This is a genomic window from Puniceicoccaceae bacterium, from assembly GCA_040224245.1.
GTDB lineage: Bacteria > Verrucomicrobiota > Verrucomicrobiia > Opitutales > JAFGAQ01 > JAKSBQ01.
Genome location: JBEGIR010000081.1, coordinates 1 through 18,216, shown reverse-complemented (window position 1 = coordinate 18,216; position 18,216 = coordinate 1). Strand labels below are relative to the sequence as shown.

Sequence of the window (18,216 nt, the reverse complement as noted above, 5' to 3'; positions counted from 1 at the left end):
CATACTGGTTCTGGTTTTGTTCACTGAACAGAAACGTAGGGTCTTCGCTAGCCGGAGACCTCAGTTACCTCACAAGATGCGGCATCGCGATGAACGCGAGTCCTACGGAAACGTGATTGATGATCAGTGCTTTTAACAAGAATGGGTATCAGCGCCAATCTATGGGAAACCCGCTCAGGCAATGGGTTTGGGGCGATTTCGCGGAAGGATGAGATTGAGCACAATGCCAGTAATGGCTCCCAGTCCGATGCCTGTGAACGAGACACCCCAAAATCGAAAAGTCATGCCACCAATGGCAAAGACCAGAATCATGGAGACAATGATCATACTGCGAGCATCTCCCAAATCCACTTTCGCACGGATCAATGTTTCCATGCCAATGGATGCGATAATGCCAAACAGGAGCAGCATGATGCCCCCCATCACCGGAGTTGGAATCGTCGCGAGCAACCCACCCAGCTTTCCCACAAAGGCCAGCAGGATTGCAAAGAGCGCAGCCCAGGTCATGATTGCCGGATTAAAGGCGCGTGTCACCGTCACCGCCCCAGTCACTTCTGAATAAGTGGTATTTGGCGGACCTCCAAAACAAGCAGCAGCCGAGGTGGCAAGCCCATCACCCAATAGGGTATTCTTGAGTCCAGGCTTTTCGAGATAGTTGCGATGGGTGACGTTGCTGATCGCCAGCATGTCACCAATGTGCTCCACCGCAGGAGCAATGGCGATTGGGAGGATAAACAAGATCGCTTTCCAATTGAATTCGGGTGCCACAAACGACGGTACTGCCAGCCAGGACGCTTCGCGCACCGGACTGAGGTCCACGATACCCAACAGCAGTGACGCAAGATAGCCCACCCCAATTCCCATCAGGATCGGCAAGAGCCTCAGCAAGCCCCTACCCAGAATCGACACGATGATCGTCGTAGCCAGCGCAAGCAGTGAAACCACCATCGACGGAGCAAACGGAATGAGTTCTGCAGCTCCATCCCCGGTTTTGCCCATGGCCATGTTGACGGCCACCGGCGAAAGCACTAGGCCAATCGTCATGATCACCGGCCCGACCACAATCGGAGGCAACAGGTAATGAAGGAATCCGGAACCCCGCAGCCGAATCACGAAACTCAGCACGACATAAAAAATCCCCGCTGCAAACAGACCCGACATCGTTCCTGCAACGCCCCAAGTCTGAACCCCATACAGGATCGGAGCGATGAATGCAAAGGACGAAGCCAGAAAGATGGGAGGAACCTCCCGACGGTTCACCAACTGGAAAATCAGAGTCCCGAGACCCGCCGTAAACAGTGCTACATTGGGGTCCAATCCTGTCAGAATGGGAACCAGCACGAGCGCTCCAAAGGCGACCAGCAGGAACTGAAGTCCGATGATACTGTCCCGGAGTCGAAATCGATAAGTCGTGTCATTCATGAGTGCAATCGCTGGATGTCGAATCACCGGGCACACCGGCCTGCGTTTGCAGCGCAGCATGCCCAGATTCTAAAAATAAGAAAAGCTAATTTTAAGAATTGTTTCCATCATTAATTTTTAATAGCGATTCACAGGATTCCGTCGAATGCATCGCCGGAATCGCAACACACAACCCATTCCAAAACCACAAGTCTCACCGACATGACCCAACGCACTGCACTGATCGCACTCACATTCGTCACCTTCTGCACGGTTTCTGCACAAAACCTGCAACTGCACTATGACTTCGAGCGGGAACACCCAACCTCCACTTTTGAAATGTTCAAACCCGATGACTGGGGCAGCACTTTCCTGTTCATTGACTTTGACTACGATGCGGAGGTGAAGTCAGCCTACGGCGAATTTGCCCGCGAATTCCGCCTTGGCGACTCCGGTTTTGCAGCCCACATCGAATACAATGGTGGACTTACCAACGAATTCTCCTTTGGAAATGCCTATCTTGCCGGGATCGCCTACAACTGGCTTGCCGAAGACTTCAACTCCGGTGTCAGTTTCCAGGTGATGTACAAGCACATTACGCAAACTCCAACTGACGAACCGCACAACTTTCAACTGACGTTGGTCTGGTTTGTGAATTTCCTTCAGGGCAAAATGACGTTCTCCGGCTTTGCCGATTTCTGGAAGGAAGATCTCTTTTTTGGCAAAAGCTATGTCTTTCTCGCTGAACCCCAACTCTGGTATAACGTGAACTCACACTTTTCCATCGGCACGGAAATCGAACTTTCCAATAACTTTGGAGGAATCGAAGGCTTTGAAATTCGCCCCACTGCCGCAGTGAAATGGACATTCTGATCATCACAACCCCCATTCCGACTGCCTGAATTACACCAACCCGTTCATCAACATGTTCGAAAATCTCTTCAAACTCTCCCAAAACCGCACCACCGTGCGCACCGAAATCATGGCGGGAATCACAACCTTCCTGACCATGGCCTACATTCTCGCAGTCAATCCTGACATCCTGAGTGCTGCTGGCATGGACAAGGGGTCGGTCTTCACCGCAACTGCACTCTCCGCTGCAGTCGCGACCATGGTGATGGCGTTTGCAGCCAACCTGCCCTTTGCCCTGGCCCCCGGAATGGGACTGAACGCGTTTTTTGCTTTCACGGTCTGTCTGGGCATGGGACACAGCTGGCAGTTTGCCCTGACTGCGGTCTTTCTCGAAGGCATCCTTTTCCTCATCCTCACGGCCTTCAACATCCGTGAAATGATCATCAACTCCATCCCACTCAACCTCAAGCATGCGATCTCTGTTGGGATCGGGATCTTCATTGCGTTCATCGGACTTAAAAACGCAGGTATCATTGTATCCAATCCAGCAACCCTCGTCGGTCTGGGAGATCTCAGTGAGATGGCTGCCAATCCCGCCCCCGCCCTCGCGCTGCTGATTATCTTTGTTGCCGGAGCTCTGCTCGCGCTCAAAATTCGCGGTGCACTGCTGATCGGAATCTCCGTGGGCACGTTGATCGGGATTCCGCTCGGCGTCACCCAATTGCCGACATCCATTGATCTCACTCCCCCATCCCTTTCCCCACTGTTTTTCAAATTTGAATGGAAAGAGATATTCACCCTCGATATGGCTGTTGTGCTGTTCACTTTCCTCTTTGTGGACATGTTCGATACCATCGGCACGCTCATCGGAGTCTCCTCCAAGGCGGAAATGCTGGACGATGAAGGACGCGTCCCACGAGCCAAGCAGGCCCTGTTTGCGGATGCGATCGGAACGACCTTCGGAGCCATCGTCGGAACCTCCACTGTCACCACCTACGTCGAAAGCGCATCGGGAGTCGCTGAGGGAGGACGCACCGGCTTGACGGCGTTGACGACAGCCGTGATGTTCCTGCTCGCACTGTTCCTATCACCTTTCTTTCTGATGATTCCAGCGGCGGCAACCGCCTCAGCACTGGTCGTCGTCGGTGCGATGATGATGACTCCCATTCGCAACGTGAAACTGGACGACTTCACGGATCTGATTCCAGTCTTCCTCACGATCATCATGATGCCACTGGCATTCTCCATTGCAGAGGGCATTGTTTTTGGCATGATCTCGTTCGTGGTCCTCAAACTGGTCACTGGCAAACACAGGGAAATCACTCCCCTGATGTATGCTTTAACCGTGCTGTTTGCCGCAAAGTTTTGGGTTTAGACTGCTCTGATCGAAAACACACGCTGGCCGGAATTCTCATGTAGGGGTGCTGAACCCAAACGCATTCCCTGCATGCAGTTGTTGCCAATCCACTTCGTAGATCGGATCGAATCCAGTCGCTTGCAGTCGGTGTAGAAACTCATACATACTGGGTGATGATGCGTTGTTTTCAGATACTGCAAAAGACACTGCTGCTCTGGGGTGTCGCATGGAATTGCCTTGCCGTTCATGCAAGCCCCGAAAACGGGGAGACTGACTCAACGTTGACGGATCACTGGGTGGTGCGAACAAGCGGTGAGCCACTGCCAGCGTCCACACTGAAAACCTGGAATGCACAGGATCTTGGAGCCATCGGCGCGCTCGACGGATTCTTCACACTCGATTTTTCAAAATCTCCAATGGAGGCGGACGAAATTGAGCGTGCGCTCACTTCCGAACCTACTATCCTGTGGCATGAACGCCAGAACCGCAACCTGCATGCAAGCCCTCAGGCAGCGACTGGAAACCCCACAAACAACCCATCCTTTGGAGAGGCATGGCACATCACCAACGCCGGACTCCGCTATGGACGACGCGGAGAAGACCTGAACCTGCTGCCCGCATGGGACTGGGGACTGAGCGGCAGCGGTGTGCTCATCGCTGTGATCGACACCGGGGTTGACATGGACCACCCGGATCTTGAAGCCAACATCCGATCTGATCTCGCACTCAATCTCAACGGGAGTCCTGTCACCGACAACGACACCGAGCGTGACCCAAGCCACGGCACGGCTGTCTCCGGCATCATCACAGCTGTTGACAATCAAATCGGTTCTGTCGGTGTCGCCTACGGAGCGCACATCGTCCCCATTCGCTACATTGGCAAAAGTCACACTGATGCAGAATCCGCTCAGGCACTCAGTCATCAGCATCAGATTGTTGCCATCTACAACAATTCGTGGGGTCCCGCAGTCGGATCCCCCGACGATGATCTGGTCGGCATGGTGGGTCACGATACCCTTGGAAACCTGGCCCTGGCCACTGGCGTTCGGCAAGGTCGCGCTGGACGCGGAAACCTGTTTGTTTTTGCCGCAGGCAATGACCACGAACTTGGATCCAACGTAAACTACAATTCCTGGGCCAACAGTCGCTACACCATCGCCGTAGGTGCGATTGGCAATGCAGGCACACGCGCCAGTTACAGCGAGACAGGTGCCCCCTTACTGATCAGCGCACCCAGCGGGGGTCAAACTCTTGGCATCTTCACGACCGACCGGGTTGGCAGCAGGGGATACAATCCACTCGGAGACTACACTTCGAACTTCAGTGGCACTTCGGCGGCCGCTCCCATGGTGTCTGGAGTGATCGCACTCATGCTCGAGGCAAACCCACTGCTCGGCTGGAGGGATGTGCAACACATTCTCGCCAAAACCGCCGTGCGCGTAGATGCGGATGACGAAGGATGGCAGCAAAATGGAGCGGGCCTGTATTTCAATGACCAATACGGATTTGGCCGCGTGGATGCCTCAGCAGCGATCCAGGCCTCCGTCGTCTGGAGCAATGTTGGCCCGGAGGTATCCACCACTGCTTCCCGCAATGTGTCCCAGTTTATCCCTTCATCCGGCACACCGCTTCAAAGCTCCATTGAAGTCAGTCGCAACCTCCGCATCGAACAGGTCATCCTCACCCCCAGAATATTGCACTCGGATTGGGGTGATTTGCGCATCACCCTCATATCTCCGTCGGGAACCGAGAGCGTTTTGTCCCACCCACACGATGATGCCATCGGCAGCTATGCCGAGTGGGACTTCAACTCCGTGCAGTTCTGGGATGAAAGCTCAATGGGCACCTGGACCCTGCGCATTGAGGATCTTGACAGTGGAGGCACGGGTTCACTGAACCGCTGGAATCTGCGCATTTTTGGAACCGAATTGGATGATCGCCGCAACAGGGCGCCAATGGCATTGGATGATCGCTTCATTCAGACCGACTTCAGCCTGCCGCTACCCGTACTGGCGAATGATTCCGACCCCGATGGCGATGCCCTCTCCATCATTTCACTCTATCAGGGAGAAGTGGGAGAGGTGAGCATCACACCCAACCAGGAGTTGCAATACACACCGGATCCCAGTCAGTTTCTGGGAATCGACCGCATCGGCTACACCATCGCAGACGCTAGCGGCGGCACATCAAACGCAAGCGTGCAAGTCATCCACCCCGGCCCTGTTGCCCTGCCGGACCAGGCCGTGGTTTCGCGGGGAGGAAGTGTATCGATCCCCATTCTTCTCAACGATTTTGACCGTTCTGATGATGCGATTCGTGTGCTGGAAATTGAGAACCCTGCAAACGGAACAGCGGTGCTCGAAGGCGATTTGATCACTTACACCCCCGCAGAGGACTTCATTGGGCACGAGAGTTTTCGCTACACCATCACCGATGATACGCATGGCGAATTCAGCACCACAGTCCGCGTGTTCACTTCTGCCGACTCCGATTTTGCATTGCTGTTCGACGGAAATAATGATGCCGTTCGCTTTGAGGACAGACCTGCCTACAACCTGACCCAGTCCCTCACGCTAGAGGGTTCCTTTTACCTGCGCTCCTACGGTGAATTCGGAGATATCGGATATGGACGCATTCTGGATCGCGACACCTACAGCCTGTTTGTCAACGGAACCAACAATTCCTTCTACCCGGATCACTGTCTGGTCTTTGCGATTGAAATGCCAGATGGAACCCTTGTCGCCGGAAACTCGCCAAAAGGCAGTATCGCGCTGAATCGCTGGTATCGTGTCGCCGCCACCTACGACGGACAGCAAATCCATCTTTTTATCGATGGGAAACCTGTGGAGGTGGAGCTCAATGTGGATTCTTTCGGCGGTCCACTGGCTTCCCGCGAACACCCGCTTTTCATCGGAGAACGCCAGCAATCCGACCGTGCCTTTGATGGTGTGATCGATTGGGTCCGTTTGTGGAATGTCGCTCGCGATGCAGACTCCATTCGCCAAACATCACTCTTTGTCGAGGAGTCAGACCGCAGCGGACTCGTCGGGTGGTTTCAGTTCAACGAAGGTGTTGGCCCCTCAACCGTGGATTCCATGCAGGATGCGCCAGACGGAGTTCTCTCTGGGCCACTCTGGGTTCCCAAGGACCCCAGCATGCTGTCGACATCCATCCAGAGAAATGTTTCTGAATAATGCCCGATTCGATGCGTTGCATTCGGGATTCCCAGAATCGCACCCCCGCAGACAGATTAGGGTTGAGCCAAGCCGTGCATTAGTTTTACTAAACAATGCGAACACCAAAACACCAAGGCCTAATACCCCAACCCCTACGATACCATGGCAATCAAAGTGATTCTGTACCGCCGGGTTCCCGCTGAAAAAGCGAACGAACTCAAACCCCTGTTGCTCGAGATGCGCTCACTTGCACTGGCTCAAAGGGGATATGTCTCAGGTGAAACCCTCATGAATGCGGATGACCCTGAGGAATACATCGTGATCAGTACCTGGAACAACGAATCCAACTGGGATGAATGGCTCCACAATGACAGTCGCATGGCAATTCAGGACAAAATTGACCAATTGCTCGGACGTCGTACGATGTATCAGGTCTACTACAACGCCTGATCAACCGCATTTTTCCTACAGCCCCCACCCCATCTTTCCCCTTTTCACACTTCAATCCTTTCGTTTGCAAAAATCGAAGGTTATACGAAGTTTTTTTCACAACACAAAACCACCATATCTCACAAACACCACACACCATGAGTCAAATGGACGAAAAGATACAGCTCCTCATGAACAAGCGACGCGAGGCGAGCTTGGGCGGCGGAGAAGATCGCATAGCCAAACACCACGCCAAAGGCCGCTTCACCGCCCGGGAACGCATTCAAATGTTGCTCGATGAAGGATCATTTGAGGAGTTTGACATGTTCAAGGAACACCGGTGTCAGAACTTTGGGATGGCCTCCAAACAATTCCCCGGTGACGGTGTCATCACAGGTTATGGAACAATTGATGGCCGTCTGGTATATGTTTTTTCTCAAGACTTTACCGTGTTTGGAGGTTCCCTGTCAGAAACCTACGCCGAAAAAATCTGCAAGATCATGGACATGGCCATGAAAAATGGCGCACCGGTCATCGGATTGAACGATTCAGGGGGAGCGCGCATCCAGGAGGGAATCGAAAGCCTGGCAGGTTACACCGACATCTTTCTGCGCAATGTCATGGCATCGGGAGTGATTCCCCAAATCTCAGGCATCTTCGGTCCCTGCGCTGGCGGTGCAGTGTATTCGCCTGCCTTGACCGACTTCACGCTGATGGTGGAGAAAAACAGCTACATGTTCCTGACGGGTCCTAAGGTCGTGAAGGCCGTCACGCATGAAGATGTAGACGTAGAGGGACTTGGTGGAGCCTCGGTTCACACGACAACCAGCGGCGTTGCCCACCTCTCGGCTGCGTCGGAAGAAGAAACCATCGCCATGATGCGGGAGTTGTTCAGTTTCATTCCCCAGAACAACCTGGCGCAGACGCCCAGGCTGGAGACTGACGATCCCTGCGACAGGGAAATTCCCGAACTCAATGCCATCCTGCCCGACAATCCCAATCATGCCTACGACATGAAACAGGTTATCAAGCTGACGGTGGATGACGGCCACTTTTTCGAGATTCAACCCCACTATGCGGACAACCTCATCGTCGGGTTTGGACGCTACAACGGAACAGCTGTTGGCATTGTGGCCAATCAGCCTCAGGTGCTCGCAGGGGTACTGGACAACAATGCATCCATCAAGGGAGCACGCTTTGTGCGATTTTGTGACTGTTTTAACATTCCGGTTGTCACTTTCGTCGATGTTCCCGGCTTCATGCCCGGCACCTATCAGGAACACCGCGGCATCATCCGAAACGGAGCCAAACTGCTCTATGCCTACGCCGAAGCCACCGTTCCAAAGATCACGATCACAACCCGTAAATCCTATGGTGGTGCCTACTGCGTGATGAGTTCCAAACACCTGCGTGGCGACATCAACTACGCCTGGCCCAGCGCCGAGATTGCGGTCATGGGTGCCAAAGGAGCCACCGAAATCCTCTACGCACGTGAGGTAGCCGCTGCAGGAGAACAAGGGGCGCAAGTTTTTGCACAAAAACAGGAGGAATACACACAGAATTTCGCAAATCCGTATGAGGCGGCCAAACGCGGCTATATCGATGACATCATCCGCCCGCTGCGCACCCGCCTCCGCATCTGCAAAGCGCTGAGCATGCTCGAGGGCAAGCAGGATTCGAATCCACCCAAAAAACACGGAAACATCCCGCTTTGACCATGGAGACGCAGACATCACTCAACCTGCAATCGCAGGAAGTACAGGCTCCGGCTTCAACAACCACCCAGCACGCAAGCGTGCCGTCCGAACGCAACTACGGATGGGACAACGTGAGCGCCGAAAACGGAGTCGAAATCTCAATTTTTGGCATGTTGATCGTCTTCACCGGACTCGTGCTCACGTTCGCCTATATTTCGCTGCTGCCGTTGCTCAGTGGAAAGCGCAAACCCCGCCCAACAACTACAACGTCAGACACCGCCAAATCGGCGGCGCAAACCTCAGCATCCACTTCCGCACCCGCTTCGCTTTCGCCCGAGCTGCAAGCGGTCATTGCCTACGTGATCGCAGCCGAACAGGAATACGAGCAACTGACCGACTACACCAAACTGACCATCCGCAGGGATGAAAACCAACAAGCCTGGGGTGTCGCCGGAAAGATGCGCACTCTCGCAACCCGAAAACTGAGCTGAATCCATGAAAACCTACGAACTTTCGATCAAGGACAAGAGCTACAAAGTCCAAGTCAAATCCTTCTCCCTCGATGCGGCAGAACTCGAAATCGACGGCACCACCTACAAGGTCAATGTCAAGAGCGTCGGCGACGACATGGCGGGACGGACCCGACCCATTCCCGCTAAAGCACCGCAGGCAAAGCCCGGTGCAACGCCGTCTTCCAAGTCTGCCACTGCCACACCCGCTCCGTCATCGGTCTCAGGCGGATCCCCGGTCACAGCACCCATTCCAGGTGCGATCATGGAAGTGTTTGTCAAGGTGGGAGATACCGTTCGCAAGGGACAACCCGTGCTCAAGATGGAAGCCATGAAGATGGAAAACGTCATCAATGCCCATGTCGATGGTGCGGTGATTGCGGTTTCGGTAAACCCCGGAGACGCCGTCAGCCAGGGAGCGGAGCTGCTCAGTATCGGGTAAGCCCCCGTGTGACCCCAATCTACAAATATCCATGGACACACTCATTGATTTTTTCCAAACCACCGGTTTTGCCAACCTGACCTGGCAGAACCTGCTGATGATTCTCATCGCCTTTGTCTTTATCTACCTCGCGATTGCCAAGGACTACGAACCCCTGCTTCTGGTGCCCATTGGCTTTGGCATTCTCGTGGGCAACATCATTCCTTCGATTCCCGGTATGAATCTGGGCTATCTGGATGAAGGCAGTGTCATCAACATCCTTTACTTTGGTGTCGGACAGGGCATCTATCCGCCACTCATTTTTCTGGGAATTGGGGCGATGACCGATTTCTCAACCATGCTGTCCAACCCCAAACTGGTCTTGCTGGGTGCCGCTGCTCAAACGGGGATTTTCCTGACGCTCATCGGTGCACTCCTGTTGGGTTTTTCCGGCAAAGAGGCAGCTTCCACCGCCATCATCGGCGGAGCTGATGGACCTACCGCCATCTTTCTTTCCTCCCAACTCGCTCCTCACCTGCTCGGAGCGATCGCAGTTGCCGCCTACTCCTACATGGCACTGGTGCCCGTGATTCAGCCACCGATCATGAAACTGCTCACAACCCGAAAGGAGCGCCTGATGCGCATGAAGGCCCCCAGAGTCGTCAGCAAAAAGGAAAAAATCCTCTTCCCGATTGGCACGTTCATCATCTGCGCATTGATCGCACCCGGCTCCATCCCGCTCGTTGGCATGCTCTGCTTCGGCAACCTGCTCAAGGAAAGCTGCGTTACGGAGCGTCTGGCAAACACAGCCCGCAATGCCATGATTGATATCGTGACCATTTTGCTCGGCTTCTGTGTCGGAGCATCCACACAGGCCAAATATTTCCTCACCATTGACTCCGTCAAAATCTTCGCCCTCGGTGCACTTGCGTTTGCAGTGGCAACCGCAAGCGGAGTCATTTTTGCGAAGTTCATGAATCTGTTCCTCAAGGGAGACAACAAACTCAACCCACTGATTGGTGCCGCAGGCGTTTCGGCCGTTCCCGACTCTGCCCGCGTCGTGCAGCATGTCGGTCACAAGGAGGATCCCAACAATTTCCTCCTGATGCATGCCATGGCCCCCAATGTTGCCGGCGTCATCGGTTCCGCCATCGCAGCGGGTGTGCTGCTGGGCAAGTTCGGAGCCTTCTGATTTCCAAATCCCATACTTTTCCACCCCCCAAAAAAGGCCGCGCTCGTTATCACACAAGCGCGGCCTTTTTGTGAAAATTGGCAGATAAATCAGTTCGGCAACTAAAGCCCGCCAAGTGCTGAAATGAAATACCCTGCAGCCAGTGCCGATCCGATGACGCCGGCAACATTGGGTCCCATGGCGTGCATCAGAAGGAAATTGCCCTTGTCGGCCTTCTGTCCCTCAACATGACTCACCCGCGCGGCCATGGGGACAGCGGAAACACCTGCAGAACCAATCAATGGGTTCACCGGGTTGTTGCGCCAGATCAGGTTCATCAGCTTTGCCATGATCACTCCCGAAGCGGTTGCCACAACAAACGCTACGATACCCAAGAGCAGGATGCCCAGGGTTTTCGCATCCAGAAAATTGGCTGAAGACATCTTCAATCCCACTGTCAACCCGAGGAAAATCGTCACAATGTTGATGATTTCATTCTGTGCCGCTTTTGCCAGGCGATCCGTCACTCCACTCTCACGAATGAGATTTCCGATGAACAGCATCGAAATGAGTGGAGCCGCATCTGGCACAAACAAAAGACAGAAGCTCATGACCATGACCGCAAACACGAGCTTCTCCGTGCGACTGACCTTGCGTAAGGATTTCATGCGAATGCGGCGTTCCTTTTGCGTCGTGAGCAGGCGCATGACTGGTGGTTGGATCACCGGTACCAGAGCCATGTAGGAGTAGGCCGCCACTGCGATGGCGCCCAGCAACTCCGGAGCCAGCTTATTGGCCACAAAAATGGACGTGGGGCCATCTGCTCCACCAATGATTCCAATTGCAGCCGCCTCATTGATCGTGAACAGGCCACTGCCTGCCGCCCCCAAAAAGGTTGCAAAAATGCCAAACTGGGCAGCCGCCCCCAGGAGCAGTGTGCGTGGATTCGCAATCAGTGGTCCAAAATCTGTGAGCGCGCCGACACCCAGGAAAATGATGGGGGGAAACAATTCCAGTTTCACTCCCTGCTGGATGTAGTAGAACAGGCCTCCGGCTTCGATCAGGTGCCCCATCTCATCAAAGACCGGTTCCTTCAGAATGATGTGCTCGATCGGCAGGTTCGCAAGCAGCGCACCCATCGCGATCGGGACCAGCAGCAGCGGTTCGAATTTTTTGGCGATGCCGAGATAGAGCAGCGCAATGACCACTGCCCACATCACGACCATCTGCCAGGTCAACATCGAAAAGCCGCCCGACGTGAGCGTCTCAAAAAAGGTATCCATGATCGGGTATCCTGTGGTTGAAATCGCCTCAGGCGATGGTCATCAGGGCCTGCCCCTCTTCAATATTCTGCCCAACAGCAACATGAACTGCAGTGACTTTACCCGAGCCGGGTGCCGTCACTTCCGTGTTCATTTTCATGGCCTCCAACACCATCACCACATCACCCTCTGCGACGGAGCTGCCAACGGGTTTCTGAACAGAAACTACCGTGCCCGCAATTGGACTGGGAAGATCCCCTTGAGCCGCAGGTGCAGGTGCTGAACTCTTTGCAGTGGGTGCCGGTGCAGCGGCAGGAACATCGGTGTGAGTAGCTGCCACTGGCACCGAAGCACTTCGAGCTGGAGAGGCAATTTCATCGTCGAGGATCTCGGCGATCACATCGTAGGTTTGGCCTTTGACCGTAATGCGTAATTTTTTCTTCATGGAATAGTTTTCAAATGGGTTATGCATGCGGATTGTCCGCTATTTCTGAACGCGATGGGATTGAAGTAGCTGGCGCCGTCCTTCCCGACTCCAGTCAAGACCCGAGCTTCGGATCGAAACAATGCGATGCGCGCGTTTGCCCAGCAACATCGCCACCGCTGAAGCGATCACGACCACTTCTTCCTCGGGAATTCCCTGATCAGAACTCGCAGGGACGGACGTCACCGCAGCGGGTGCGCTTGCCACAGCCATTACTGGCCGCTTGTCCCGTGCCCGAAAAAACGCTCCGACTGCTTCGAGCAGCACCCAGAGCAGGCTTAGTACAAACAGCACAAATACAAATCCGGCAAGATGGATCAGCGCGTCCGAAAAATCGTGCAAGGTTGCCAGTATAATCATCGTCACATCCTCCTCTTAGAGCGGAATATTTCCGTGTTTTTTTGGCGGGCGGGTTTCACGCTTCGAAAGCAGGCTTCGAAGGCCAAGTGAGATCGTGCCACGTGTTGCAGAGGGATCAATCACGTCCGTGATCAACCCGTTCGCTGCCGCCTGGTAGGGAGACGCAAACTCCTCCCGGTACTGGGCATTCAGTTTTGCCATCAGATCACTCGGATTTTCGGCCTCCTTGAGCTGTTTGCCAAAGATGATCTTCACCGCACCATCCGCGCCCATCACTGCAATCTCGGCACTCGGCCATGCATACACGAGATCAGCACCCAGATCTGAGCTGCACATTGCCAGATAGGCACCACCATACGCCTTGCGCATGATCAGCGTGATCTTGGGCACCGTGGCTGCCCCATAGGCAAAAAGCATCTTGGCCCCGTGCCGGATGATGCCTCCACGCTCCTGCGCAAGCCCCGGAAAAAATCCCGGCACATCCACCAGCGTCACAATCGGAATGTGATAGATATTGCACACCCTCACAAAGCGCGCTCCCTTGTCCGAGGCGTCGATGTCCAGGCAACCCGCCTTGAAGTTCGGCTGGTTCGCTACAATACCGACCACCACTCCGTCGATGCGCGCAAATCCCGTCACAATATTCTTCGCGTAGTCCTTCATGATCTCGAAGAAACTCCCTTCGTCCACCAGGGCATGGATCACCTTGTGCACATCAAAGGCCATCTTCGAGTCCGATGGAATCAGCTCATTGAAAACCGGGTTCTCCTCAAAACTGATCTGATCGGTCAGCTGGTGTGGTGGCTCATCCATGTTATTGAGCGGAAGGTAAGACAGCAGTGTTTTTGACAATTCCACTGCGTGACCGTCATCCTCAGCAACCATGTGAATATTTCCACTCACCGAGGCATGGGCTGCGGCAGTTGCAAACTGCTCCAGTTCGGCCTGCTCGCCAGTGGCACTGCGGATCACCTGAGGACCGCAAATGAACATCGCAGAGTTCTTGCGCGTCATGATGAGAAAGTCAGTCAGTGCCGGAGAATAAGCAGCACCCCCCGCGCAGGAACCTGCGATGATGGAAATCTGCGGAATCAATCCGGACGCCTGCACGTTGCGAAAAAAGATCTGTCCATATCCGGAAAGCGAATCCACACCCTCCTGGATCCGGGCCCCTCCCGAATCGTTGACGCAGACAATCGGACATCCCGCCTTCATGGCGTAGTCCATCAGCGTGCATACCTTCTTCGCATGAATGCGCCCCAGGGATCCTCCGCTGACCGTAAAATCATGCGCATAGGCCGCCACCAGACGCCCATTCACATACCCGATGCCCGTGACAACACCGTCCCCCGGCATTTTCTTCTCCGCGAGTCCAAAGCTCTTGCAACTGTTCTGGGCATGCATTCCAAACTCCTGGAACGAGCCTTCGTCAAACAGAATGTCCAGACGTTCCCGGGCCGACAGCAACCCTTTCTCTTTGCGCTTTGCCAGTTTGTCCTTGCCCCCACCATCAAACGCCTCCTGACGACGGATGTTGAGTTCCTCAATCAATTTTGGATCGATTGCCATATTCCTTTAACCTTTCGAGATAAAACCATGCGAATTGTGTAGGATGAAGGTTTTCTCGATTCATTCCGCCGAAGGATAGCAGCTCCACCGACTCCGGTGAACTCTGACAGCTCAGTCTTGAACGGCCAAGGCACTTCCCAAGTGACCCTTCTCTGCAATTTCGACGGTTGTTGAAGCAAGAACTCCTAAACCTGTTCTATCGATAGCAGATCTCCTTCGGAAATAAAAGACTTTTTCTAATATCTCGAATAGTTTTCTTAAGTTTTACTAATCAATCAGAGCAAAAATTCGCTCTGGCAGCAACTATCAAGCTGCGCAGGGCTTCGATGGATCTCACACGATGACTTTGGTTGAGACTTCGCTCGTTCGCACACATCCGCAAACACTACCTCCGTACAGAAGTGAGGCGGCGAGTCCTCCTCTCGCCGCCTCTGCTATTTCTATCTTCTATTAGTCTCCCCAATACATAGACACTGTATTTGACTCACATAACGGGATCCGGGTTCACTTGATTGCAAAATCTCAAAAAAATTGCAGGCTGGTATTTCATGCTCAGCTCAACCGTTGCCCAGCTTCACAGGTCAACCCTGCTCCTGCTTCCGGTCTTGCTTCTTTCCGCTTTCCTTCGGGCAGAAAACAGTGAATCGCCATCGACTGTGATCCGCACAACAGACCCTGCTGGAAACCTCAGCGGGGATGCGAAACGCAACTTTCTGGATCTGGTGCAAATCGAACTGAAAGCACACTTTCGCGGTCGCACCCTTATCCTGACCCTTGCGGGTCCGCTTCCAGACCCCGCTTCACTGCTTGGAACAGGCTTGCGCTTTATCATCGAATTTTGGGACACCCCCTGTGACAGCCATGCAACTCCCGCACTGCATCATCTGGACCTTTGGCTCACCCCATCCCACTGGGACTGGAATCTGAAATCCGCTGAGTCCGATATGGTCGATCTGGTCAATGCGGTCTCACTTGAGTCGGATTCCCAAATCATCCGTTTGCATCTGCCCGAAGCACTCTTCACCGGTATTTCCTGCCTCTCCGTATCTGCCACTACTGAGGATTACCCCAAGTGGTTACCCGTCACCACCCATCCCGCGGTTCACCTCAGGCTCCAGTCCACTCCTCCTGCACCCCGGTAAGATTCTGAAAAGTCCTTCTTGCCAGGACCCTCCATCATCATTCTTAAGGTTTTGGCTTGTTTTTTTCTCGAACGCAAACTGCTTTCGAAGCACTGGCTATGAATCCGATCTATCGTGTATCCAAATACCTGCTCCGCTACCCGTGGCTGTTTTCCCTGACCCTTGCTTTCGCATTGGGGACCACTGCGTTTGCACTCTTCGTTCCCAAAGTGATCCAATATGCGGTCGACCGGCTGCTGGAACAGGCCAACACTTCTGTTGCGATCCTGGCCGCTGTGCTGATGCTGGCGAGTTATTTGGGGAGGGATTTCCTCAACTTCCTTCGTATCCGCGTCAATAACCTGCTTGAGCAAAAGGTACTGATCGACATCCGCGAGGAGATTCACGCCAAATTGCTCGAACTGCCAATCTCGTTTTACGACCGTCGCAAGAGCGGTGACATCGCCTCCCGCGTGATCGAAGACGTGAACAATGTCGAGCGCGCCCTGCTCGACGGCACCGAACAGGGAAGCACTGCACTGCTCATGCTCATCGGAGTGATCACGATGTTGTTCCTGATGAACGGCACACTTGCCGCCCTCATTGTACTGCCCCTTCCCATTGTGCTCTGGTTGGGAGTGTCACACGCACGTGCCACCCGATTGAACCACAGGGATGTTCGCGAAACTTCCGGCGAGATGAACAGCATGCTCGTGGAAGACATCCAGGCCAACCGCATCATCCAGTCCTTTGCCCTGCAGGAGCGGGAATCCAAGCGCTTTCGCCAGATTGCCGAGGAACTTCGCGTGCGCACCCTGAAAGTCATGTGGCGCTGGTCCATCTACAATCCCGGAACCAATTTCATCTCCAGCCTCGGACTCGTTTCCGTTGTTGGTTATGGCGGATACCTGCTGTCCCAGCGCTTGATTTCAGCGGGCGAATTCATCGCGTTTTTTGCCTATGCGTCCATGTTGTATGAACCGCTCGGACGGTTGAACGGCATCAACCACATGCTTGCCGCCGGGAAGGCATCGGGTGAACGCGTTTTTGAGATCATTGACCATCCCGTCGACATTCAGAACCCGGAAAACCCCATTGGGTTCGACGATGTACTCGGGGAAATTCGCTACGAAGATGTTGGATTTGCATACCCGGACCGCCCCGAGGTGCTGCAGGGTTTCAATCTCACGCTCAAGCCCGGAGAAGTCACTGCACTGGTCGGCCACACCGGAGCAGGGAAAAGCACGGTCGCAAACCTGCTGCTGCGCTATTACGATGTGACCTCTGGTCGCGTCACGCTTAACGGTCACGACGTGCGCGAATACGATCTTGCCGACCTGCGCAGTCACATTGGCTATGTTGCACAGGAACCGTTCCTTTTTGATGGAACCGTTCGCACCAATCTGGCACTTGCCAATGCAAACGCGAGCGAACCCGAAATGATCGAAGCCCTGCGTTCCGCACGCGCCTGGGATTTCGTTCAACGCCTGCCCCAGGGAATGGACACGCTCATTGGGGAGCGTGGAGTAAGGCTCAGCCAGGGTGAAAAACAGCGATTGACCATTGCGCGCATCATGCTGCGCAACCCGCATCTTGTCATTCTCGACGAAGCCACTTCGAGCGTGGACACAGAGACCGAAAAATACATCCAGGAAGCACTGGACCAGCTCATGAAGGGACGCACAGTCGTTGTCATTGCACACCGGCTTTCCACGGTCCGCCATGCCCACAATATTGTTTGCCTCGATCGCGGAAGCATCATCGAGCAGGGTTGCCATGAGGACCTGATTCGCAAGGGCGGGCAGTATGCCAAACTCTGGCAAATCCAGGCCGACATCCTGCCGGAATGATCCCGATGGGTGCGCTGCTTTGCTCGCACGCGATCCAACTTCAGGACACAGTGTTACTCAAATTTCAGGATGAGAAATCCATTCGCTTCCAATTCGACCGTGAGGTGCCGCCCGGTTCCCGTGTCGGTGACGGGGTTCGCCTGCACCCTTCCCTTGCCCAGCAACACGTGCGGTGAGCTGGAAACATGCATTGCCTCGTCACCCGACAACCTCAACTCAAACTGCTGCAGGTCATCGCGAAAGTTCACCACTACGACAATTCGCTCCCTGCCCTTTTGACGCTCAAAGGCATACACATCCGATGCTGGATATCCGGGATTTTCGGATGCATTAAGGCGGTGCAGGCTTGTACTGCTTCCCAGAAATGCCGCCTCTGAGCGAACCAGATTCAACAACCGACGATACCACTCTCGAAGTTCCTTTTCCCGTGGGAACAACTGCCCACCATCAAAACGCCCGCCATTCATCCAGCGCTGATGAGCAGGCACTGGGATGTAGTCAAAAATGCTGGTGCGTGAGGGCTGACCAAATCCGGCTGCTTCACTTCCATCCTCTCC

General features: G+C 54.2%; 16 protein-coding genes. 10 read left to right on the top strand and 6 right to left on the bottom strand.

The window, feature by feature from the left end:
• Positions 1-174 precede the first annotated feature (174 nt).
• A complete protein-coding gene (locus ABQ298_13880; protein MEQ9825469.1) occupies positions 175-1,422 on the bottom strand; it encodes a uracil-xanthine permease family protein in 1,248 nt (415 codons plus the stop codon).
• A gap of 201 nt (positions 1,423-1,623) precedes the next feature.
• Between ABQ298_13880 and ABQ298_13875 the strand changes: the two genes are divergently transcribed.
• The 8 genes from ABQ298_13875 to ABQ298_13840 all read left to right on the top strand — a co-directional run bounded on the left by ABQ298_13875 (position 1,624) and on the right by ABQ298_13840 (position 11,034).
• Positions 1,624-2,274 (top strand): DUF5020 family protein, encoded by a 651-nt coding sequence (locus ABQ298_13875; protein MEQ9825468.1) that lies wholly within the window; start codon positions 1,624-1,626, stop codon positions 2,272-2,274.
• A 52-nt stretch (positions 2,275-2,326) separates the two neighbouring features.
• Positions 2,327-3,628 carry an NCS2 family permease gene (locus ABQ298_13870; protein ID MEQ9825467.1) on the top strand — a complete coding sequence of 434 codons (1,302 nt, stop codon included), beginning with the start codon at positions 2,327-2,329 and terminating at the stop codon, positions 3,626-3,628.
• A gap of 155 nt (positions 3,629-3,783) precedes the next feature.
• Positions 3,784-6,804, top strand: a complete 3,021-nt coding sequence (locus tag ABQ298_13865) for a S8 family serine peptidase (GenBank protein MEQ9825466.1) — start codon at positions 3,784-3,786, stop codon at positions 6,802-6,804.
• 144 nt (positions 6,805-6,948) lie between these two features.
• Positions 6,949-7,236 carry an antibiotic biosynthesis monooxygenase family protein gene (locus ABQ298_13860; protein ID MEQ9825465.1) on the top strand — a complete coding sequence of 96 codons (288 nt, stop codon included), beginning with the start codon at positions 6,949-6,951 and terminating at the stop codon, positions 7,234-7,236.
• A gap of 137 nt (positions 7,237-7,373) precedes the next feature.
• Positions 7,374-8,930 carry an acyl-CoA carboxylase subunit beta gene (locus ABQ298_13855; GenBank protein MEQ9825464.1) on the top strand — a complete coding sequence of 519 codons (1,557 nt, stop codon included), beginning with the start codon at positions 7,374-7,376 and terminating at the stop codon, positions 8,928-8,930.
• A 2-nt stretch (positions 8,931-8,932) separates the two neighbouring features.
• Positions 8,933-9,403 carry an OadG family protein gene (locus tag ABQ298_13850; protein ID MEQ9825463.1) on the top strand — a complete coding sequence of 157 codons (471 nt, stop codon included), beginning with the start codon at positions 8,933-8,935 and terminating at the stop codon, positions 9,401-9,403.
• 4 nt (positions 9,404-9,407) lie between these two features.
• Positions 9,408-9,863: a biotin/lipoyl-containing protein gene (locus tag ABQ298_13845; protein MEQ9825462.1), complete on the top strand. Its 456-nt coding sequence runs from the start codon at positions 9,408-9,410 to the stop codon at positions 9,861-9,863.
• Between the two features lie 31 nt (positions 9,864-9,894).
• Entirely contained in the window at positions 9,895-11,034 is a 1,140-nt protein-coding gene (locus tag ABQ298_13840) for a sodium ion-translocating decarboxylase subunit beta (protein ID MEQ9825461.1), read from the top strand.
• A gap of 101 nt (positions 11,035-11,135) precedes the next feature.
• On the opposite strand, the gene ABQ298_13835 is transcribed toward ABQ298_13840, so the two are convergent.
• The 4 genes from ABQ298_13835 to ABQ298_13820 are packed head-to-tail and all read right to left on the bottom strand — an operon-like array spanning position 11,136 to position 14,688.
• Positions 11,136-12,296 (bottom strand): sodium ion-translocating decarboxylase subunit beta, encoded by a 1,161-nt coding sequence (locus ABQ298_13835; protein MEQ9825460.1) that lies wholly within the window; start codon positions 12,294-12,296, stop codon positions 11,136-11,138.
• A 28-nt stretch (positions 12,297-12,324) separates the two neighbouring features.
• Positions 12,325-12,720: a biotin/lipoyl-containing protein gene (locus tag ABQ298_13830; protein MEQ9825459.1), complete on the bottom strand. Its 396-nt coding sequence runs from the start codon at positions 12,718-12,720 to the stop codon at positions 12,325-12,327.
• A gap of 39 nt (positions 12,721-12,759) precedes the next feature.
• The gene (locus tag ABQ298_13825; GenBank protein ID MEQ9825458.1) at positions 12,760-13,119 is read right to left on the bottom strand and encodes an OadG family protein; all 360 of its coding nucleotides are present in this window, start codon (positions 13,117-13,119) and stop codon (positions 12,760-12,762) included.
• Positions 13,120-13,134: 15 nt separating this feature from the next.
• Positions 13,135-14,688, bottom strand: coding sequence for an acyl-CoA carboxylase subunit beta (locus ABQ298_13820; GenBank protein MEQ9825457.1), 1,554 nt, complete (start codon positions 14,686-14,688; stop codon positions 13,135-13,137).
• A gap of 512 nt (positions 14,689-15,200) precedes the next feature.
• Between ABQ298_13820 and ABQ298_13815 the strand changes: the two genes are divergently transcribed.
• Together ABQ298_13815 and ABQ298_13810 are read left to right on the top strand one after the other, a co-directional pair.
• Complete coding sequence (locus tag ABQ298_13815; protein MEQ9825456.1) at positions 15,201-15,830, top strand: hypothetical protein; 630 nt, start codon at positions 15,201-15,203, stop codon at positions 15,828-15,830.
• Between the two features lie 98 nt (positions 15,831-15,928).
• Positions 15,929-17,659: an ABC transporter ATP-binding protein gene (locus tag ABQ298_13810; GenBank protein ID MEQ9825455.1), complete on the top strand. Its 1,731-nt coding sequence runs from the start codon at positions 15,929-15,931 to the stop codon at positions 17,657-17,659.
• Positions 17,660-17,712: 53 nt separating this feature from the next.
• Here the strand turns inward: ABQ298_13810 and ABQ298_13805 are convergent.
• Positions 17,713-18,216, bottom strand: a 504-nt coding sequence (locus ABQ298_13805; GenBank protein MEQ9825454.1) for an alpha amylase C-terminal domain-containing protein, incomplete at its 5' end; no start/stop codon positions are given.